Genomic DNA, 15206 nt, shown 5'->3' with positions numbered 1-15206 from the left:
AATAAAAAGGAGGAAGAAAGCTTGAAAAGTAAATTTTCATTCTTCATAGGTGCAGCTCTGATACTTTCTGTGTTTTTCACAGCTTCCCCAGTATTTGCTAAGATTGCTGATGGTACATATGATATTTCCTATGAAATGAAAGAAGCAAGCAGTAATAATACATCAATCGCTGATGGGTATTTCACTAAGCCTGCGAAGTTGATTGTTGAGAATGGAGTTCAAACCATTCAAATTCATTTAACTGGTAGTAACTATATTAAGTCATTATCAGCACCATCTGGTCCAGTGACAATTATTAGTGAAAACGCGGCAAATAAAACACGTGATGTAAGATTTAAAGTCGACGGTGATCTATCAAAACCACTAAGTATGCAAATGCATATTGTTGTTCCTGCAGATGAATTACCACCAAATGGTTATGACCATGTATTTACAGCGCGTGCAGTTTTTAATGTGAGTGGATTACCACAAGCAGAAACGAAAGCCGAAGCAGAGGCAAAAGCGAAGTCAGCAGCAGAAGCTAAAGCTAAAGCTAAAGCTAAAGCGGAAGCGGAGGCAAAAGCAAAGGCAGAAGCTGAAGCAAAATCAAAAGCTAAAGCGGAAGCAGAGGCAAAAGCAAAGGCAGAAGCTAATGCGGAAGCAAAAGCAAAGGCCGAAGCAGAAGAAAAAGCAAAAGAAGAAGCCAAAGCAGAAGAACAAGATGAAGCAGAAGAGACAGAACCTGAAGAGGAAGAACTCGAAGAAGCTAGTCCTGAAGAGGATGAAATTGCCTCCGAAGAAGTGGAAGAAGAAATAGAAGAGACAGATGTAGAAGAAGAAGAACAGGAAGAAGAAAGTTCATCGGCTGCTATCTGGGTAGTATTAGGAATAATTTTAGTTTCAACAGCAGGTTTCTTAGTATGGAAATTCAAATTTTAAAAATAAATATTTATGTTGAAAGGGAGACAATAAAATGAGTAATAAGCTTAAAAAACTTTTATTTACTTTAGTAATTACTTTATTAGCTTTACCTTCTTTTGGAGGTAGTGTGTTAGCAGCAGATAGTGAAGAAATCAACTTTATTATTTTAAAAGATAAAGAAAATGATACTTCATCAATGAGTACCTATCTTTCTGCACCAGCTACTATATCAACAATAGATGGGATTACAAAAGTAGAATTTAACTTTACTGGTGCCAGTATGATTAAAGAACTTAGTGTTCAGGATTATGATTCTAAGATTTCAAGAAATGAAGATGGAAAAACTGGAACTCTTGAACTAACTGTAGATGGTGAATTACCAGAGTATAGTTATATGGATATGGTAATTGATACAGGTAGTTTTGGACCAGGTGTAATGGAACACACTGTAAGAGTATTCTTTGGCGTTGAAGATATTTCAGAAGTTTCTCCAGAACTACTTGAGTCTACACTCGTACTGAATAATGAAACCGAAACTCCAAAAGAAGAACCAAAAGAAGAAGAAAATGAAGACAAAGATCCAGTAGAAGAATCTACTGTAGTTAGCCTGCCAGACAACGCTACTTTTATCAAACTAGTTTCAAAATCACCAGCAGTTAGTCGTCAGTTTGACAACCCTGCGATTGTCTTTGAACATGATGGAAAAACAATGATTCAAATGAGTGGTACAGGTGGACAATTTATTGAGTCACTTACTATTAATGGAGAGGAAGTAACATGGGGAGATAAGAATAAAGATGGTTCTTTCTTTTTCCAATTCGAACATCCTGGTAACCTTTCTAAAGCATTAGATTTTGGAATGGTAATTGTGCCTCCATTTGGAGACAAAATGGAACATGAAGTCGATTTAGCATTTGATGAAAATATAAAAAGAGATTTTCGTAAACCAGAAGTAATCGAAGTATCACTGGGAGTTAAAGCACCTGTAAAATACTTAGACACTGTTAATATTAATAATGGAGATGCTGTGTTATCCCTTCCATATGAATTACCTGAAGGTGTTGAATTAAAAGTAACTTCTCAAGATCCAACTAATATCGGTAATTTAGAAGTTGCTGGTGGAGTATATGAATTTGATTTTACTAATCTTGGAAATTTCAAAGGTCAATTTTCACTAGTAATGGATTATGATGCAGAGAAATTTAAAGATAGAGATATTGATATTTATTACTATGATGAATCAGATAAGACTTGGAAAAAACAAAATGCTACTGCTAGAAATGGAAAAATTTCATTTAACCCAACTCATTTCTCAACTTACGGTGTGTTTGCTCCCCCAGTTGAAGAAGAGTCTGAGTCAGATAATGATTTAGTCCCAGATAAAGCGACTCAGATTGAATACACTATCTTACAAAGCAACAGTGATGAAGTATCTGCTTCAATGAACTTTATGGATAGTACTGCTGTTCTTTTAGAAAAGAACGGAGTTAAATATCTTCAAATCAGTACAGAAGCACAAAGTGGACAGTATATTAAATCACTTAGAGTTAAATTAGGAGATAGCTACCAAGAGATGGTAGTTGTTGAAAGAACAGATGATGGCCGAACTATTTTCCAATTGAAAGTAGAAGGGGAATTATCAGATGTTATTTTGCTAGACATGATTATTGATGTTAAAGGTGTATATGAAAACCAACATCACTATGCTCGTTTAATATTAGATCCTGAAACTTCAGTTGAGCTAGATGCAAGTAACTATCTATTAGTTGCTTCAACAAACGATAATGGACCAGACGGTGAAAACGCAGTTGATCCAGAAGCAGCTGTGAAAGATTTAAATGGAACTGAAGAAGGGGGCGACCAAAATACAGATGTACCAGAAGTTGATGAAACTCCAGTACCAACTGTAATTGATGGTAACCCAACGAATAACCCACAAACGGGTGAAAATTCAAATCTATTATTATTAACTTTATTATTAATAGGTTCAGGTTCTGTAATAGCATATACAGTTAGAAAACGCTTGGTAGCATAATTAAATAAACAATGTGAGTCTTACTGTTCCTTAGAACAGTAAGGCTCCACATTTTATTTCAAAATCTCACCTCTTAAAAACAAATTCTTCAATCTAACCCTTCAAGCCTAACCGCAATTTTAGTATTTTATTGGCGCCTTGAGAAGGAAATATAATATACTTCTATATAAATTAAATACTTACATATTTGAAAGGGGGATTATCATGAAAAAGAACTTATTTTTATTACTCTTAGCATGTATGCTTATTATCTTAACTGCTTGTGGTTCTGATGATAATTCAGGAGACACTGAAACGAAAGTAGAGTCAACGGACAGTGAAGTTGTTGAATTAGAGGCTGAAACAGACGCAGACATCATCGCAACAACAGTAGCGCTTGTGGAAATCATGGATGCTTTAGAATTAGATTTAGTTGGAATTCCAACATCTTATAAAGACATGCCAGAGCGCTATGAAGGACTTCCGGAAGTCGGACTAGCGATGGAGCCAGATTTAGAACTAATCATGTCACTTAAACCAGACGAAGTTTTAACAGTAACAACACTAACAGAATTCGTTGAGGAAAAATATGCACGTACAGATTTACCAGTCACATATCATGATTTTGAAAGTGTGGAAGGTATGTATGAAGGAATCAATATCTTAGGTGAAAAATACAATCGAGTAGAACAGGCTGAAAAATTAACAACAGCTTTTGATGAAAAGATGACAGAAATTGAAGCAAAAATTGAGGGGCTAGATTCACCAAAAGTACTTATTTTACTAGGAGTACCAGGTAGTTACCTTGTTGGTACAGAGAACTCATATGTTGGTGATCTTGTAAAAAGAGCTGGTGGTGTGAATGCAATAGAGGATTCTGATGTCGAATTCGTTGCAGCAAATACAGAGAACCTCCAACAGGCAGAAGCAGACGTAATCTTACGTATGGCTCATGGTATGCCTGAAGCAGTTGTAGAAATGTTTGACCGTGAATTCCAAGAGAATGATATTTGGAAACATTTTAAAGCTGTCCAAAATGACAGAGTTTATGATTTAGAAGAAACACGATTTGGAACAACGGCAAACTTAGCTGTGGTCGAAGCAATGCAAGAATTAGTGGAAATTCTCTATCCTGAACTAACAGAGTAAACGATGACGAAAGAGGTTTTTAATGATGTATAAAAAGTTAATAAGTTTTATCGTCGTCATTGCTTTACTATTTATCGTAACGATTTATTCGATGATTACAGGGAGTATTGATGTCACTGCCTGGGAACTTATCAAAGGACTATTCACTGGGACAAATGATAATGTAGAAATAATAAAAGATTTACGCTTACCACGAATCGTAATTGCACTATTTGCTGGTGCGGCACTTTCCGTTTCTGGTGTGCTTTTACAAGCAGTTATGCGTAATCCACTTGCAGAACCAGGGATCATCGGTGTATCTTCAGGTGCAGGGTTCATGTCGATTATCGTTGTCACATTTTTCCCGACACTGTATTTCTATACGCCATTATTTTCATTTATTGGTGGGGCATTTGCCTTCTTGCTCGTTTATATGTTCTCATGGAAATCCGGCCTCAATCCGCTACGAATGATCTTAATAGGTGTGGCAATCAACGCGCTATTTACTGGATTAAGTGAATTAGTTAGCTCAATGAATGCAAGTAGCATGATGTCAGGTGTTTCTGTGACTACATCAACATTAACGATGAAGACATGGAATGACGTACAAATTATTGTAATCTATGGATCGATTGGTTTAATCCTTAGCATGCTTATCTATGCTTGGTGTAACCATCTTGGCTTACGTGATAAAACTTTACGAAATTTAGGGTTTAACGTAAACCGCGCACGCTTCATTATTTCGATTGTAGCAGTACTACTTGCATCAGTCGCAACAGCAATTGTTGGTATGTTTACGTTTGTTGGATTACTTGTCCCACATATTGGTCGCTCACTTGTGGGGAATGATCATAAATTACTTATCCCATTTTCAGCTCTTGCCGGTGCATTACTAATTATTACGGCAGATACGTTAGGTCGTACAATTCTTTCTCCAATTGAAATTCCAGCATCGATTATTGTTGCTGTGATCGGTGGACCATTCCTAATCTTCCTACTTAGAAAGAGTGATCGCATTTATGGAAATTAAAGATATATCGTTTTCCTATCAGGATAAAGTACAACGCCTACATGATATTGCAGCTGATATTCGTGAAGGCGAAATTACGACGATAATTGGTCCGAATGGTTGTGGAAAATCAACACTGCTCGGAGTTCTTACAAATAATTTAAGACCTCAAGCTGGTAGTGTTATTTTGGATGGGAAAGCGATTCACCAATATAAACCAAAAGAGCTTGCTAAGCGACTTGGTGTGGTACATCAGCAGAACTCGGCGCCAGCAGATATGACAGTAGAAAAACTTGTTCATTATGGAAGACTGCCACATAAATCAACTTTTGCTGCAGATACAGAGGAAGATGAGAAAAAAGTTAAATGGGCGATGGAACGTACAGGCGTTTATGAAAAACGTCATGAACCGATTGATACGTTATCAGGTGGGCAACAACAACGTGTGTGGATTGCAATGGCACTTGCGCAAGATACGCCTTATCTATTTTTAGATGAGCCTACTTCCAATTTAGATATTTATTTTCAATATGAAATTCTAGAATTAGTGAAACAGTTATGTGAAGAGCATGGACTTACGATTGTTATGGTCCTTCATGATATAAATCAAGCGATACAATATAGTCATCAAGTAATTGCAATGAAAGCAGGAAAAGTCGTTGCGAATGGTAATCCAAAAGAAATTGTTACAAATGAGTTAATCCAAGAAGTTTACGGTGTCAATGTTGTCGTGAAAAACGATGCAGATGTTGGCACATATATTGTTCCAATCGGGATATAATCGAATCAGAAGGAACGGGGTGAATTTTCATGAGTAATAAAGCAAAAAGAATTTTATCTACCGTCATTACAGTGATTTGTTTAGGGGTATTTATTTATGCAGGGTATGGACTTGTAACAACAATACTCGATTACTCAAAAAACGATCGCCTAGTATCTGATCTTCAAGATACATTCTATAACAGTGTGGCCGATGAGCCGACAACAGATGCAAATGGTAAAAAGAATATTCGCTCTGGATTTGATGCTTTATTAAATGAAAATGATGAGCTTGTTGGTTGGTTAACTATCGAGGGTACCGCAATTGATTATCCAATTGTTCAAACTGATAATAATCATGATTATTTACAACGAGACTTTTATAAAAATGATAATATTTTAGGTAGTATCTTTATGGACTTTCGTAATGATATTGAAGATACAGATGATAGAAACACAATTATTTACGGGCACCGGACAAAAAACGGTACGATGTTTGAAGGATTAACTAAATATCTAGACCAAGCATTTCTTGACGAACATCCGACATTTACTTTTGATACGTTATATGACAGTTATGAGGCTGAAGTCTTTGCTGTTTATAATACACTGACTGATTTTAATTATATACAAACGGATTTTGCAAATACGGAAGACTATGATTCCTTACTAAGTAATATTAAAAGTCACTCACTAGTAGAAACAGATGTAGAAGTTGGTCCAGACGATCGAATTATTACTTTATCAACTTGTGATTATGCACTAGATGATAATGATGGAAGACTAGTAGTTCAAGCAAAACTAGTGAAGAAAGGTCAATCAAAACAAAATGATTTGGCTAATGCTGAAAATTAATACTCCAAACGCGCATGATTTTGTGCGCTTTGGGGTATTTTATTTATAATCTATTTGAAGTTAGTTAGCAAATGACAGAATATTCAACGGAATAACTTGTATTATGTCGCCAAAAATGATATAATCGATTAGTTGTTATTTTGTGAAGTTAAACACAAATAACTCGATTATAATATGGAATAGGGGTTGGTATTTATGGGATCTGTGAAAGAGGCAGATCGTAGTGTAGAAGATATGGGTGATGATTATTCATTAGGTAGTGTACCTCGTCACAAAAGAAATATGGGTTGGTTGAGTATAACAAACATCACGTTTGGTATTGCAACTGCCATCTTCTATTTTCAAATGGGAAGTGTAATGGCACTTCAATTTGGTGCAATTAATGCAATTATTTCTGCTGTCTATGCAACAGTAGTTGCTGGAATCTTAGGAACATTTATTGCTTACTTATCAGCTAAGTCAGGAATGAATGTGAACTTACTTTCCAGAGGCGGAGGTTTTGGTTACATTGGTGCATCCTTAACTTCATTTATTTATGCCACGAATTTTATTATGTACTGTGCACTAGAAGGTATGATTCTAGTGGCAGCTGTCCACGCATTTTTTCCGTCTATCCCTTTATGGGTATTAATTATTTTCTTCGGAACGCTTGTTATTCCACTTAACTGGTTTGGAATTAAACAACTAGACAAGCTACAAAAGTGGTCTTTACCACTATTTTTCATTTTCTTAGTAGCTGCAATCGTAATGGCTGCACTTACACCATCAGAATATGATGGCGCATTCTGGACATATATGCCTGAAGGGGTCCAATTTGGTGGAACAGCATTACTATTATGTATTGGTATGCAACATGGAATTATGGGCTTAACTCCACTATTAGCATCAGACTATGCACGTTTTTTAAAGCCTAGACATATGAAGTATGGTATCTTTGCTATCGGATTTATCCCACAAATATTCTGTTTTGGTGTTATGGGTGGTTTAGGTATTTGGTTTGGTGTTCGTTTAGGTGAGCCAAATCCAGGTGTTTATATTGTACTATTGCTTGGTGTTTGGGGCGTCTTGTTCACAATGCTTACTCAAGTTCGTATCAATATTACAAATATCTATAGTGGATCATTATCGTTAGCGAATTTCTTTGAGAATGTCTTCAAATTTAAACCTGGTCGTCGTTTCTGGGTAGTTGTTACAGGTGTTGCGGCAATTATCTTAATGCTTATCAATATCGTTGAACACTTAGATACAGTTATGACATTCCAAGGGGTCTTCCTGATGACTTGGGCTTCTATTCTAGTAACAGATGCTCTCGTTGTTAAACGTTGGCTGAAAATTGGTCCAGGCTATTATGAATCGAGCCAGCGCAATCTTTATAAATGGAATCCAGTTGGAGTTGTCTCTCTAATTGTAGCAAGTGGACTCGGAACTATAGCAGCTCTAGGTGCCTTTGGTGAATTCCTACAAAGCACAGCAGCATTCTTTGCATTAATCCTAGCAGCGATTCTAACAGTAGTACTCGCAATCGCAACAAAAGGAAAATACTACGTAAGAAGAGAAAACAAAGACATAGACAAACGAGATTATATCGTTTAAAACTTTGCAACATGGGGACGGTTCTCGTGTTGCAGTGTAAAAATTAAGAAAACCCCTGCTTCCAATAAGGAAGCAGGGGTTTTTAAGTTATAATTATTGTAATAAAGCACCACTTGGTTGTGGTAACTCATCGATATCAATCAGGTTCATCTTGCAGAAATGTACAAAGAATTCTTCAGCAAGCTTTGCTTCTTCTGGATCTTTTTTCAAACCAGCAATATCTCGCAACATTTGTGCAGTCCAGATATTATCGAAGTAACGATATTTACCAGTGTTCCAAGTCATACGGTGTGGATATTTTTCGTTAATATAATAGTTCCAGAAAAGAATTTGTTCAGATTCTTCTTCTGTTAATTTTAATTTGAATTTAGCGTGAGACGGAACAATTCCATCTTCGGAAAGTTTCCCAATAAATGTTTCACTCACCATGTAAAGACCGAGTACGCGTCTCTCACCTTCGTCTTGATCAGCATCACGCTCTGTAAGTACAACAGCACTGTTTTGATGTAGTCGAACTGGCTTATTAGGCTGTCCTTCGTTCTTACCACTCTTAATTTCACCAGTGTATACTTCCCAGTCAGTAAAGACATTCTGATCCTCTTCATCAAGCCAGAAAACAAACTGCGAGCTCGGATGGAGTTTATGATTTTTCATTAATTTCTTATGTTCATCGCGACGTTTCTGTTCAAGGATTTGAATTTCTCTTTCCTTTTCAGCTTCTTCTTCAAGACGGGCTTTTTCATCTTCAATTTCAGTAATAACTACTTTTAAAGTTTCTGCAGCTTCTCTGTCTTTTAACGTCAAAAATTTACCAAATGCATCTGGATAAACAAATTTCTTGCTCTCTGTTTCAAAGTTAATCGTTATAAAAGAGTCGTCTTGATCGACAATACTACCCTTACCAAAGCTTTTATGCTCGACTTCTTTATCAATTAAATTCACCATAACACTCTCCTTGTTATACTAACAATGATAGGTTCGAATCCGATTTTATCGCATAAGTTCCAGATGTTTTTCCAAAGTCTGATATGATGACTGGATACATTTTGTAGAGAACGATAAATTAAAAAGCTTTAATCATGAATAAAAAAACCGCCCCATATTCTAAGTGCAAAGAAAATGCGCCGGAAACCATATATTGTCGTAAAATTATTAGTAATGCTATTATATCATTAAAGTTGAGAAAAGACAAGTTTGCTATTGACATTGCTAAATTTGCTGTTGTATAATTAGGCGTTTGTTTTAATATGTTAAGCTACGGACGAAAGAATTCACGTATCTCTTACTTCAACTCGCGCATGTCCAGCAACAATCCGAGCGCTCCCAACGTCAATTAACGCGTCCTCAACCCTAACCCGAGCACCACTAGCCCCAATTCACGCACCTATTTCCCAATCCCGTAAACACCTTGATTAATTAACCCTGTAATGAACTCCGCCATTTGTCTAGGCGATTTTTCCGTTTCTCCATTTAACCATTGTTTAATAACTTGCACACTGCCACTGATAATAAACGTACTCAAGTAATTTGATAGTTCTTCATCTAATTGACCATAAACATTCCATTCTTTCGTAATGAATCCTTTGGCAACTTCCATTACCTTCAATTGAAAAGAAGAGTCTCCACTCACATTTAATAGAACCTGAACTTCATCTTTTTTCGTCGAAAGATACTCAATAAGTTTTTCCGTCATGAGCAACACTTCATCTTTTTCATTAAAATCATAGGCACTCAAATAATTATTCAAATCACTAATCATTTCTTCCTCTATTTCTTCAAGTAGATGATATTGATCTGTATAGTGCGCATAAAATGTAGAGCGATTTATATCTGCATGCTCACAGATTTCCTTCACCGTCACATTTGAGAACTGCTTTTCTTTCAATAATTGTAAGAGACTCGCTTTTAACGCCATTTGAGAATATCTAATTCTCCGGTCAATTTTCTTAGAAGTCATTTTTAATCCTCCTCTTTCTATGATTTCCAACGTTTTTATGAATAATGTATAAAATGCTACTTTTTTTAAAGAACTGTCTGTTGATAAACCAACACCGTGTCTTATATAATGATATAGTGATATTTTAGATTTGTCGAGACTTCTAATAAGAGTTTTTAAAACGAGCTAATACATTCATAGTTTACGAAATGAAAGGATGAACGAAGATAGATATTGCAGCAAGAATTATTAAACATAGAAAAAAAGTAGTCATCGGTTTCTTTGCGATTGCTTTCATTAGTGTGATTGCGCAGTTCTTCGTATCTGTTAATTATAATATGGTCGATTACTTACCTGAAAGTGCACAATCTACGGAGGCACTGGAAGTAATGGAGGATGAATTTACAGGTACAGTTCCAAATACAAATGCGTTAATTTATGACGTGACGATTCAAGAAGCATTGGATTATAAAGAACAGATTGCTAGTATCGATGGAATTGAGGAGATTCTTTGGCTTGATGATGTGATCGACTTAACCATTCCAATTGAAATGGCTGATCCCGATACAGTAGAAACCTATTATAAAAATAACCATGCACTTTTTTCTTTTACTGTAGCAGATGAAAAAGAGGGGCCAGTGACAGATGAAATCTATGAATTAATTGGGGAAGAGAATGCAATGGCTGGAGCGGCTGTTGATACGGCTACTCAGCAAAATATGGCATTTACAGAAACAATGTATGCAGCCGCATTGCTTATACCAATTATTATCATAATACTAGTTTTATCTACCTCATCATGGATAGAGCCAGTCTTTTTCCTAACGGCAATCGGAGTATCTGTACTCATTAACTTAGGAACGAATATTTTTATCGGGGAAATTTCTTTTGTAACCCAATCTGTAGCGCCGATTTTACAATTGGCTGTTTCACTAGATTATGCGATTTTCTTACTTCATAGTTTCTCAGATTACAGAGAGAAGGTTGCAGATCCAAAAGAAGCCATGCGCTTAGCAATGAAGCGTTCCTTCCCAGCAATTATGGTTAGTGCATCGACGACATTCTTCGGTTTTATTGCACTAAGTTTCATGGAGTTTGAAATTGGATCTGATTTAGGATTTAACTTAGTAAAAGGTATTGTCTTTAGTTTTATTAGTGTCATGGTATTCTTACCAGCACTAACGATTATGTTCTATAAATGGATGGATAAAACAAAGCATCGTCCATTCATTCCGAAGTTTAATAGAATTGGTAAAGGTATCATGAAGATTAGAATTCCAATTACTTTACTAGTCTTTATTATTATTGTTCCAGCATTTCTTGCCCAAAGTGAGACGGATTTTATTTATGGTATCGGAGAACAGCCTGAGAACACTAGAACTGGCAGTGACATTGTAAAAATTTCGAATGAATTTGGAGAGAATACGCAGCTGGTTCTGCTCCTGCCAAAAGGTGATGTTGGGAAGGAAGAACAACTTGTTCAAGAATTAGAAAGGAAGCCAGAAGTGAAAAGCATTATGGCTTATGTGAACACAGTTGGTGCTGCTATCCCACCTGAATATCTTGATCCATCGATTGTGGAACAATTCTATTCAGAAAACTACAGTCGCCTTATTTTAAACACATCGACAGCTCCCGAGGGAGAAGAGGCATTTGGGTTTATTGAAGAGGTTTATGACACAGTAGAAAATTATTATCCAGATTTTTATGCTTTAGGTGAAAGTATTACATTATATGATATGCGAAATGTGATACAGGAAGATAATACGAGAGTAAATATAATAACAATTGTTACAATTGCGCTTGCATTACTTATCGCTTTTAAGTCGCTCTCATTCCCGATTGTACTATTACTAACTATTCAAGCAGCTGTATGGATAAACCTGTCCATACCATATTTCACAGATTCGCCACTCGTGTTTGTCGGTTATTTAATCGTCAGCACGGTGCAGCTTGCAGCAACAATTGACTACGGAATATTACTAACAGAAGATTACACACATAACCGGAAGCAAATGCCAGCATTACAAGCTGTCAAAAAATCATTAAATGATAAGTTTTTCTCAATTCTTATTTCGGCTTCCATCTTATCGAGTGTCGGATTTATTTTATGGTTAACATCAACAAATCCAATCGTATCTTCCATTGGATTATTGCTTGGTCGAGGTGCATTATTAGCGTTTATTCTAGTTATCGTGTTTCTTCCAGCATTACTCGTGATTTTTGATAAAGTAATAGAAAAAACAACTTGGAAACCAAATTACTATAAGGAGAAATGATAGGAGTATGAAAAAAATAACGATTATTAGTCTTTGTCTATTGTTAATCCTGCCGTCATTTCTAACATTTGCGGCTACTGGTTCAGATGATGAGGCAGTAGTAGCAAATACAAAGGAAGGGTCAGTTGCTTCAAAGGATGAAGTTGTTTATGCAACATTAAATCCAGATGGCAGCAGGGAAGAACTCTATATTGTGAATGCTTTAGAAGTTACAGAAGCAGGAATAGTAGAAGATTTTGGAGACTACACAAGTCTGAAAAATTTAACTGATTTATCACCCATCAACAAGACAGGGGAAAAGATAGAAGTAATTGCAGAAGAAGGTAGATTTTATTACCAAGGAAATATGGATACCGAGCTTTTGCCGTGGGATTTTAATATTGAGTATTTACTTGATGGAAAAGTAGTTGCGCTTGAAGAGTTAGCAGGAGTCGATGGAAACGTCGAAATTAAAATTAATTCTTCAGCAAATGAAGCAGTTGACGCCCGTTTCTTTGAAAACTATCTTTTACAAATATCGCTTTTACTAGATGCAGAAAAAACGATGAATATTCAAACTGAGGATGGAATGTTAGCGAACGCAGGTAAGGATTTTCAAATTACTTTTACAGTAATGCCTGAAGAAGAGGGAAATGTCTCTGTCTCTGCTGATGTCCAGGACTTTGAATTTAATGGTATTGATATTGCAGCTATACCTTCTAGCATGAGTATCGATCCGCCAGATACAGATGAATTAACAACAGAAATGCGTACACTAAGTGATGCAATTTCAGAAATTAATAATGGTGTAAGTGAAATGAAGGATGGAGCAGCCGAACTTCATCAAGGTACAAGTGAGCTTCGTGAGGGTTCAAAAGAATATCATAATGGAATTCTTGCCTTAGATAGCGGTTCAGATGAACTTGTTAGTGGTTCAGCAGCTATCAATGATGCACTAGAATTGATGAGTGATTCTCTTTCAACTGTGGATGACATTGATCTAAGTCAGTTAGGTTTAGTTATCGATGGTCTAAATGAAATCTCTGATGGCTTGAGAGAAGTAAGTGGTGGGCTAACTCAATTATTAACGGGTTATAATGAAGCTTACAGTGCACTGAATGGCGCGATGAATGCTATTCCGAACCATCAAATTACTGAGGAAGAAATTGGTGCTTTATACCTTAGTGGTGCAGATAAACAGACAATAGATCGATTGGTTGAAGTTTATTCAGCAGCATTAGTTGCAAAAGGTACTTATGATCAGGTGAAAGAAGCTTTCCAAGCAATAGACAGCACATTAGCAACAATCATCCCTAATCTAAATCAAATGGCAGATGGAATGGACCAAATCACTAGAGAATTTTCTACTGCCACTGAAGGATTGGATATTTCAGGTGGCATGCAAGAACTTACAGAGGGAATTGCCACACTCTCAACCGAGTATAAAACATTTAACCAAGGCATCATGGCGTATACGAATGGTGTAAGCCAATTAGCAACTAATTATCAACAGCTAGATGGTGGGATTGCTGAACTCAACAATGGAACTGGAGAGTTTGCTAATGGATTAAGTGAACTACATGATGGAACATCTGAGCTCGATGAAGCAACAAATAATATTCCGGAACAAATGACTGAGGAAATCGATAAAATAATTTCTGAATTTGATAAATCAGACTTTGAGGCCGTTTCCTTTGTTTCTGAGCAAAACGAAAACGTAAATTCTGTTCAGTTTGTTTTAACAACAAAAGGGATAGAGAATGGTGAAACGGAAGAAGTAGTGGATGTTAAGGAAGAAAAAAGCTTTTGGCAAAAGTTTTTAGATTTGTTTAGGTAAGTAATTTTGAAGTTTACTCGAAAATAAAAAGATGCGGTTCAATGAAAAAATTGGATCGTATCTTTTTTATACAAAATGGTAATTAAATTGTGTTCTACGTATAGATAAATGCGTTCTATGGAATAATAATGGAGATATCGTAAATGATAAAAGAAATAGAAAGTTTAAGGTCAAAGCTAATTCATTGACAGGTTACTATTAATAACTTAATATTAGTTTGTAACATAAAATTAACGAAAAGGATGTTGACTAATGACAAAAGTAGGTATCGTAGTAGGAAGTATTAGAAAGAACTCATTTTCAGAAAGTCTAGCAAAAAATATCGTTGAATTATTACCGGAAGGATTTGAAGCAGAATTCATCGAAATTGCTAATTTACCTTTATACAATCAGGATTCAGATGAAAATATTCCAGAAGTTTATACATCATTCCGTAACACAGTAAAAGCTCTTGATGCTGTTATCTTTGTAACACCTGAACATAACCGTTCAATTCCAGCAGCACTTAAAAACGCGCTTGATGTAGGTTCACGTCCGTATGGTTCTAACGTTTGGGATGGCAAGCCAACATTAATTGCGAGTCAATCACCAAGTAACTTGAGTGGATTCGGTGCTAACCACCACTTACGTCAAGTACTAGCATTCTTGAATATGCCAGTTGTACAGCAACCAGAAGTATATATTGCAAACATTCATGAGCTACTAGATGACAATGGAAAAATCTCGAATGAAGATACTGTTGGATTCCTTCAATCTGCAGTAGACACATTTGTTGACCTTGTAAAAAAATATTAAATCATAGCCAGTAGGGAGATTATTCTTCCTGCTGGTTTTTTAACTTTTAATATTGTCTAAGATTAGACACAAAAGATGAAATTTTAAGCGACAACGGAGTAATAATTTCTTACTTTTTTTTG

At 35.9% G+C, this 15206-nt stretch carries 12 protein-coding genes; 10 read left to right on the top strand and 2 right to left on the bottom strand.

The annotated features are described in order from the left end of the window. Window positions 1-21 precede the first annotated feature (21 nt). From ACXYMZ_RS10750 to ACXYMZ_RS10720, 7 genes are all read left to right on the top strand, one after another. Window positions 22-918 (top strand): NEAT domain-containing protein, encoded by an 897-nt coding sequence (locus tag ACXYMZ_RS10750; RefSeq protein WP_458948404.1) that lies wholly within the window; start codon window positions 22-24, stop codon window positions 916-918. 34 nt (window positions 919-952) lie between these two features. Further along, entirely contained in the window at window positions 953-2935 is a 1983-nt protein-coding gene (locus tag ACXYMZ_RS10745; protein WP_458948403.1) for an NEAT domain-containing protein, read from the top strand. Window positions 2936-3139: 204 nt separating this feature from the next. After that, a complete protein-coding gene (isdE, locus tag ACXYMZ_RS10740; RefSeq protein WP_458948402.1) occupies window positions 3140-4063 on the top strand; it encodes a heme ABC transporter substrate-binding protein IsdE in 924 nt (307 codons plus the stop codon). A gap of 25 nt (window positions 4064-4088) precedes the next feature. Next, on the top strand, window positions 4089-5072 hold the full coding sequence (locus tag ACXYMZ_RS10735) for a FecCD family ABC transporter permease (RefSeq protein ID WP_458948401.1): 984 nt from the start codon (window positions 4089-4091) through the stop codon (window positions 5070-5072). Continuing rightward, on the top strand, window positions 5062-5832 hold the full coding sequence (locus tag ACXYMZ_RS10730; protein ID WP_458948400.1) for an ABC transporter ATP-binding protein: 771 nt from the start codon (window positions 5062-5064) through the stop codon (window positions 5830-5832). Before ACXYMZ_RS10735 ends, ACXYMZ_RS10730 begins: the two co-directional genes overlap by 11 nt. Window positions 5833-5861: 29 nt before the next feature. After that, window positions 5862-6665, top strand: a complete 804-nt coding sequence (gene srtB / locus ACXYMZ_RS10725; RefSeq protein ID WP_458948399.1) for a class B sortase — start codon at window positions 5862-5864, stop codon at window positions 6663-6665. A gap of 195 nt (window positions 6666-6860) precedes the next feature. After that, window positions 6861-8258, top strand: a complete 1398-nt coding sequence (locus tag ACXYMZ_RS10720; protein ID WP_458948398.1) for a purine-cytosine permease family protein — start codon at window positions 6861-6863, stop codon at window positions 8256-8258. A gap of 93 nt (window positions 8259-8351) precedes the next feature. Here ACXYMZ_RS10720 and ACXYMZ_RS10715 read toward each other — a convergent pair whose 3' ends face one another. Together ACXYMZ_RS10715 and ACXYMZ_RS10710 are read right to left on the bottom strand one after the other, a co-directional pair. Further along, on the bottom strand, window positions 8352-9200 hold the full coding sequence (locus ACXYMZ_RS10715) for a malate synthase (RefSeq protein ID WP_458948397.1): 849 nt from the start codon (window positions 9198-9200) through the stop codon (window positions 8352-8354). A gap of 442 nt (window positions 9201-9642) precedes the next feature. Then, on the bottom strand, window positions 9643-10215 hold the full coding sequence (locus ACXYMZ_RS10710; protein WP_458948396.1) for a TetR/AcrR family transcriptional regulator: 573 nt from the start codon (window positions 10213-10215) through the stop codon (window positions 9643-9645). Window positions 10216-10532: 317 nt separating this feature from the next. Here ACXYMZ_RS10710 and ACXYMZ_RS10705 point away from each other — a divergent pair, with 317 nt between their 5' ends. From ACXYMZ_RS10705 to ACXYMZ_RS10695, 3 genes are all read left to right on the top strand, one after another. After that, on the top strand, window positions 10533-12473 hold the full coding sequence (locus tag ACXYMZ_RS10705) for an efflux RND transporter permease subunit (protein ID WP_458948493.1): 1941 nt from the start codon (window positions 10533-10535) through the stop codon (window positions 12471-12473). Window positions 12474-12480: 7 nt separating this feature from the next. After that, window positions 12481-14289, top strand: coding sequence for a YhgE/Pip domain-containing protein (locus tag ACXYMZ_RS10700; protein WP_458948395.1), 1809 nt, complete (start codon window positions 12481-12483; stop codon window positions 14287-14289). A 252-nt stretch (window positions 14290-14541) separates the two neighbouring features. Continuing rightward, complete coding sequence (locus ACXYMZ_RS10695) at window positions 14542-15084, top strand: NADPH-dependent FMN reductase (RefSeq protein WP_458948394.1); 543 nt, start codon at window positions 14542-14544, stop codon at window positions 15082-15084. Window positions 15085-15206: the final 122 nt, after the last annotated feature.

The sequence above is a fragment of the Oceanobacillus sp. CAU 1775 genome (assembly GCF_054482815.1).
Note: the sequence above shows the minus strand (reverse complement) of the source record. Positions and strands in the feature narration are given on the sequence as shown.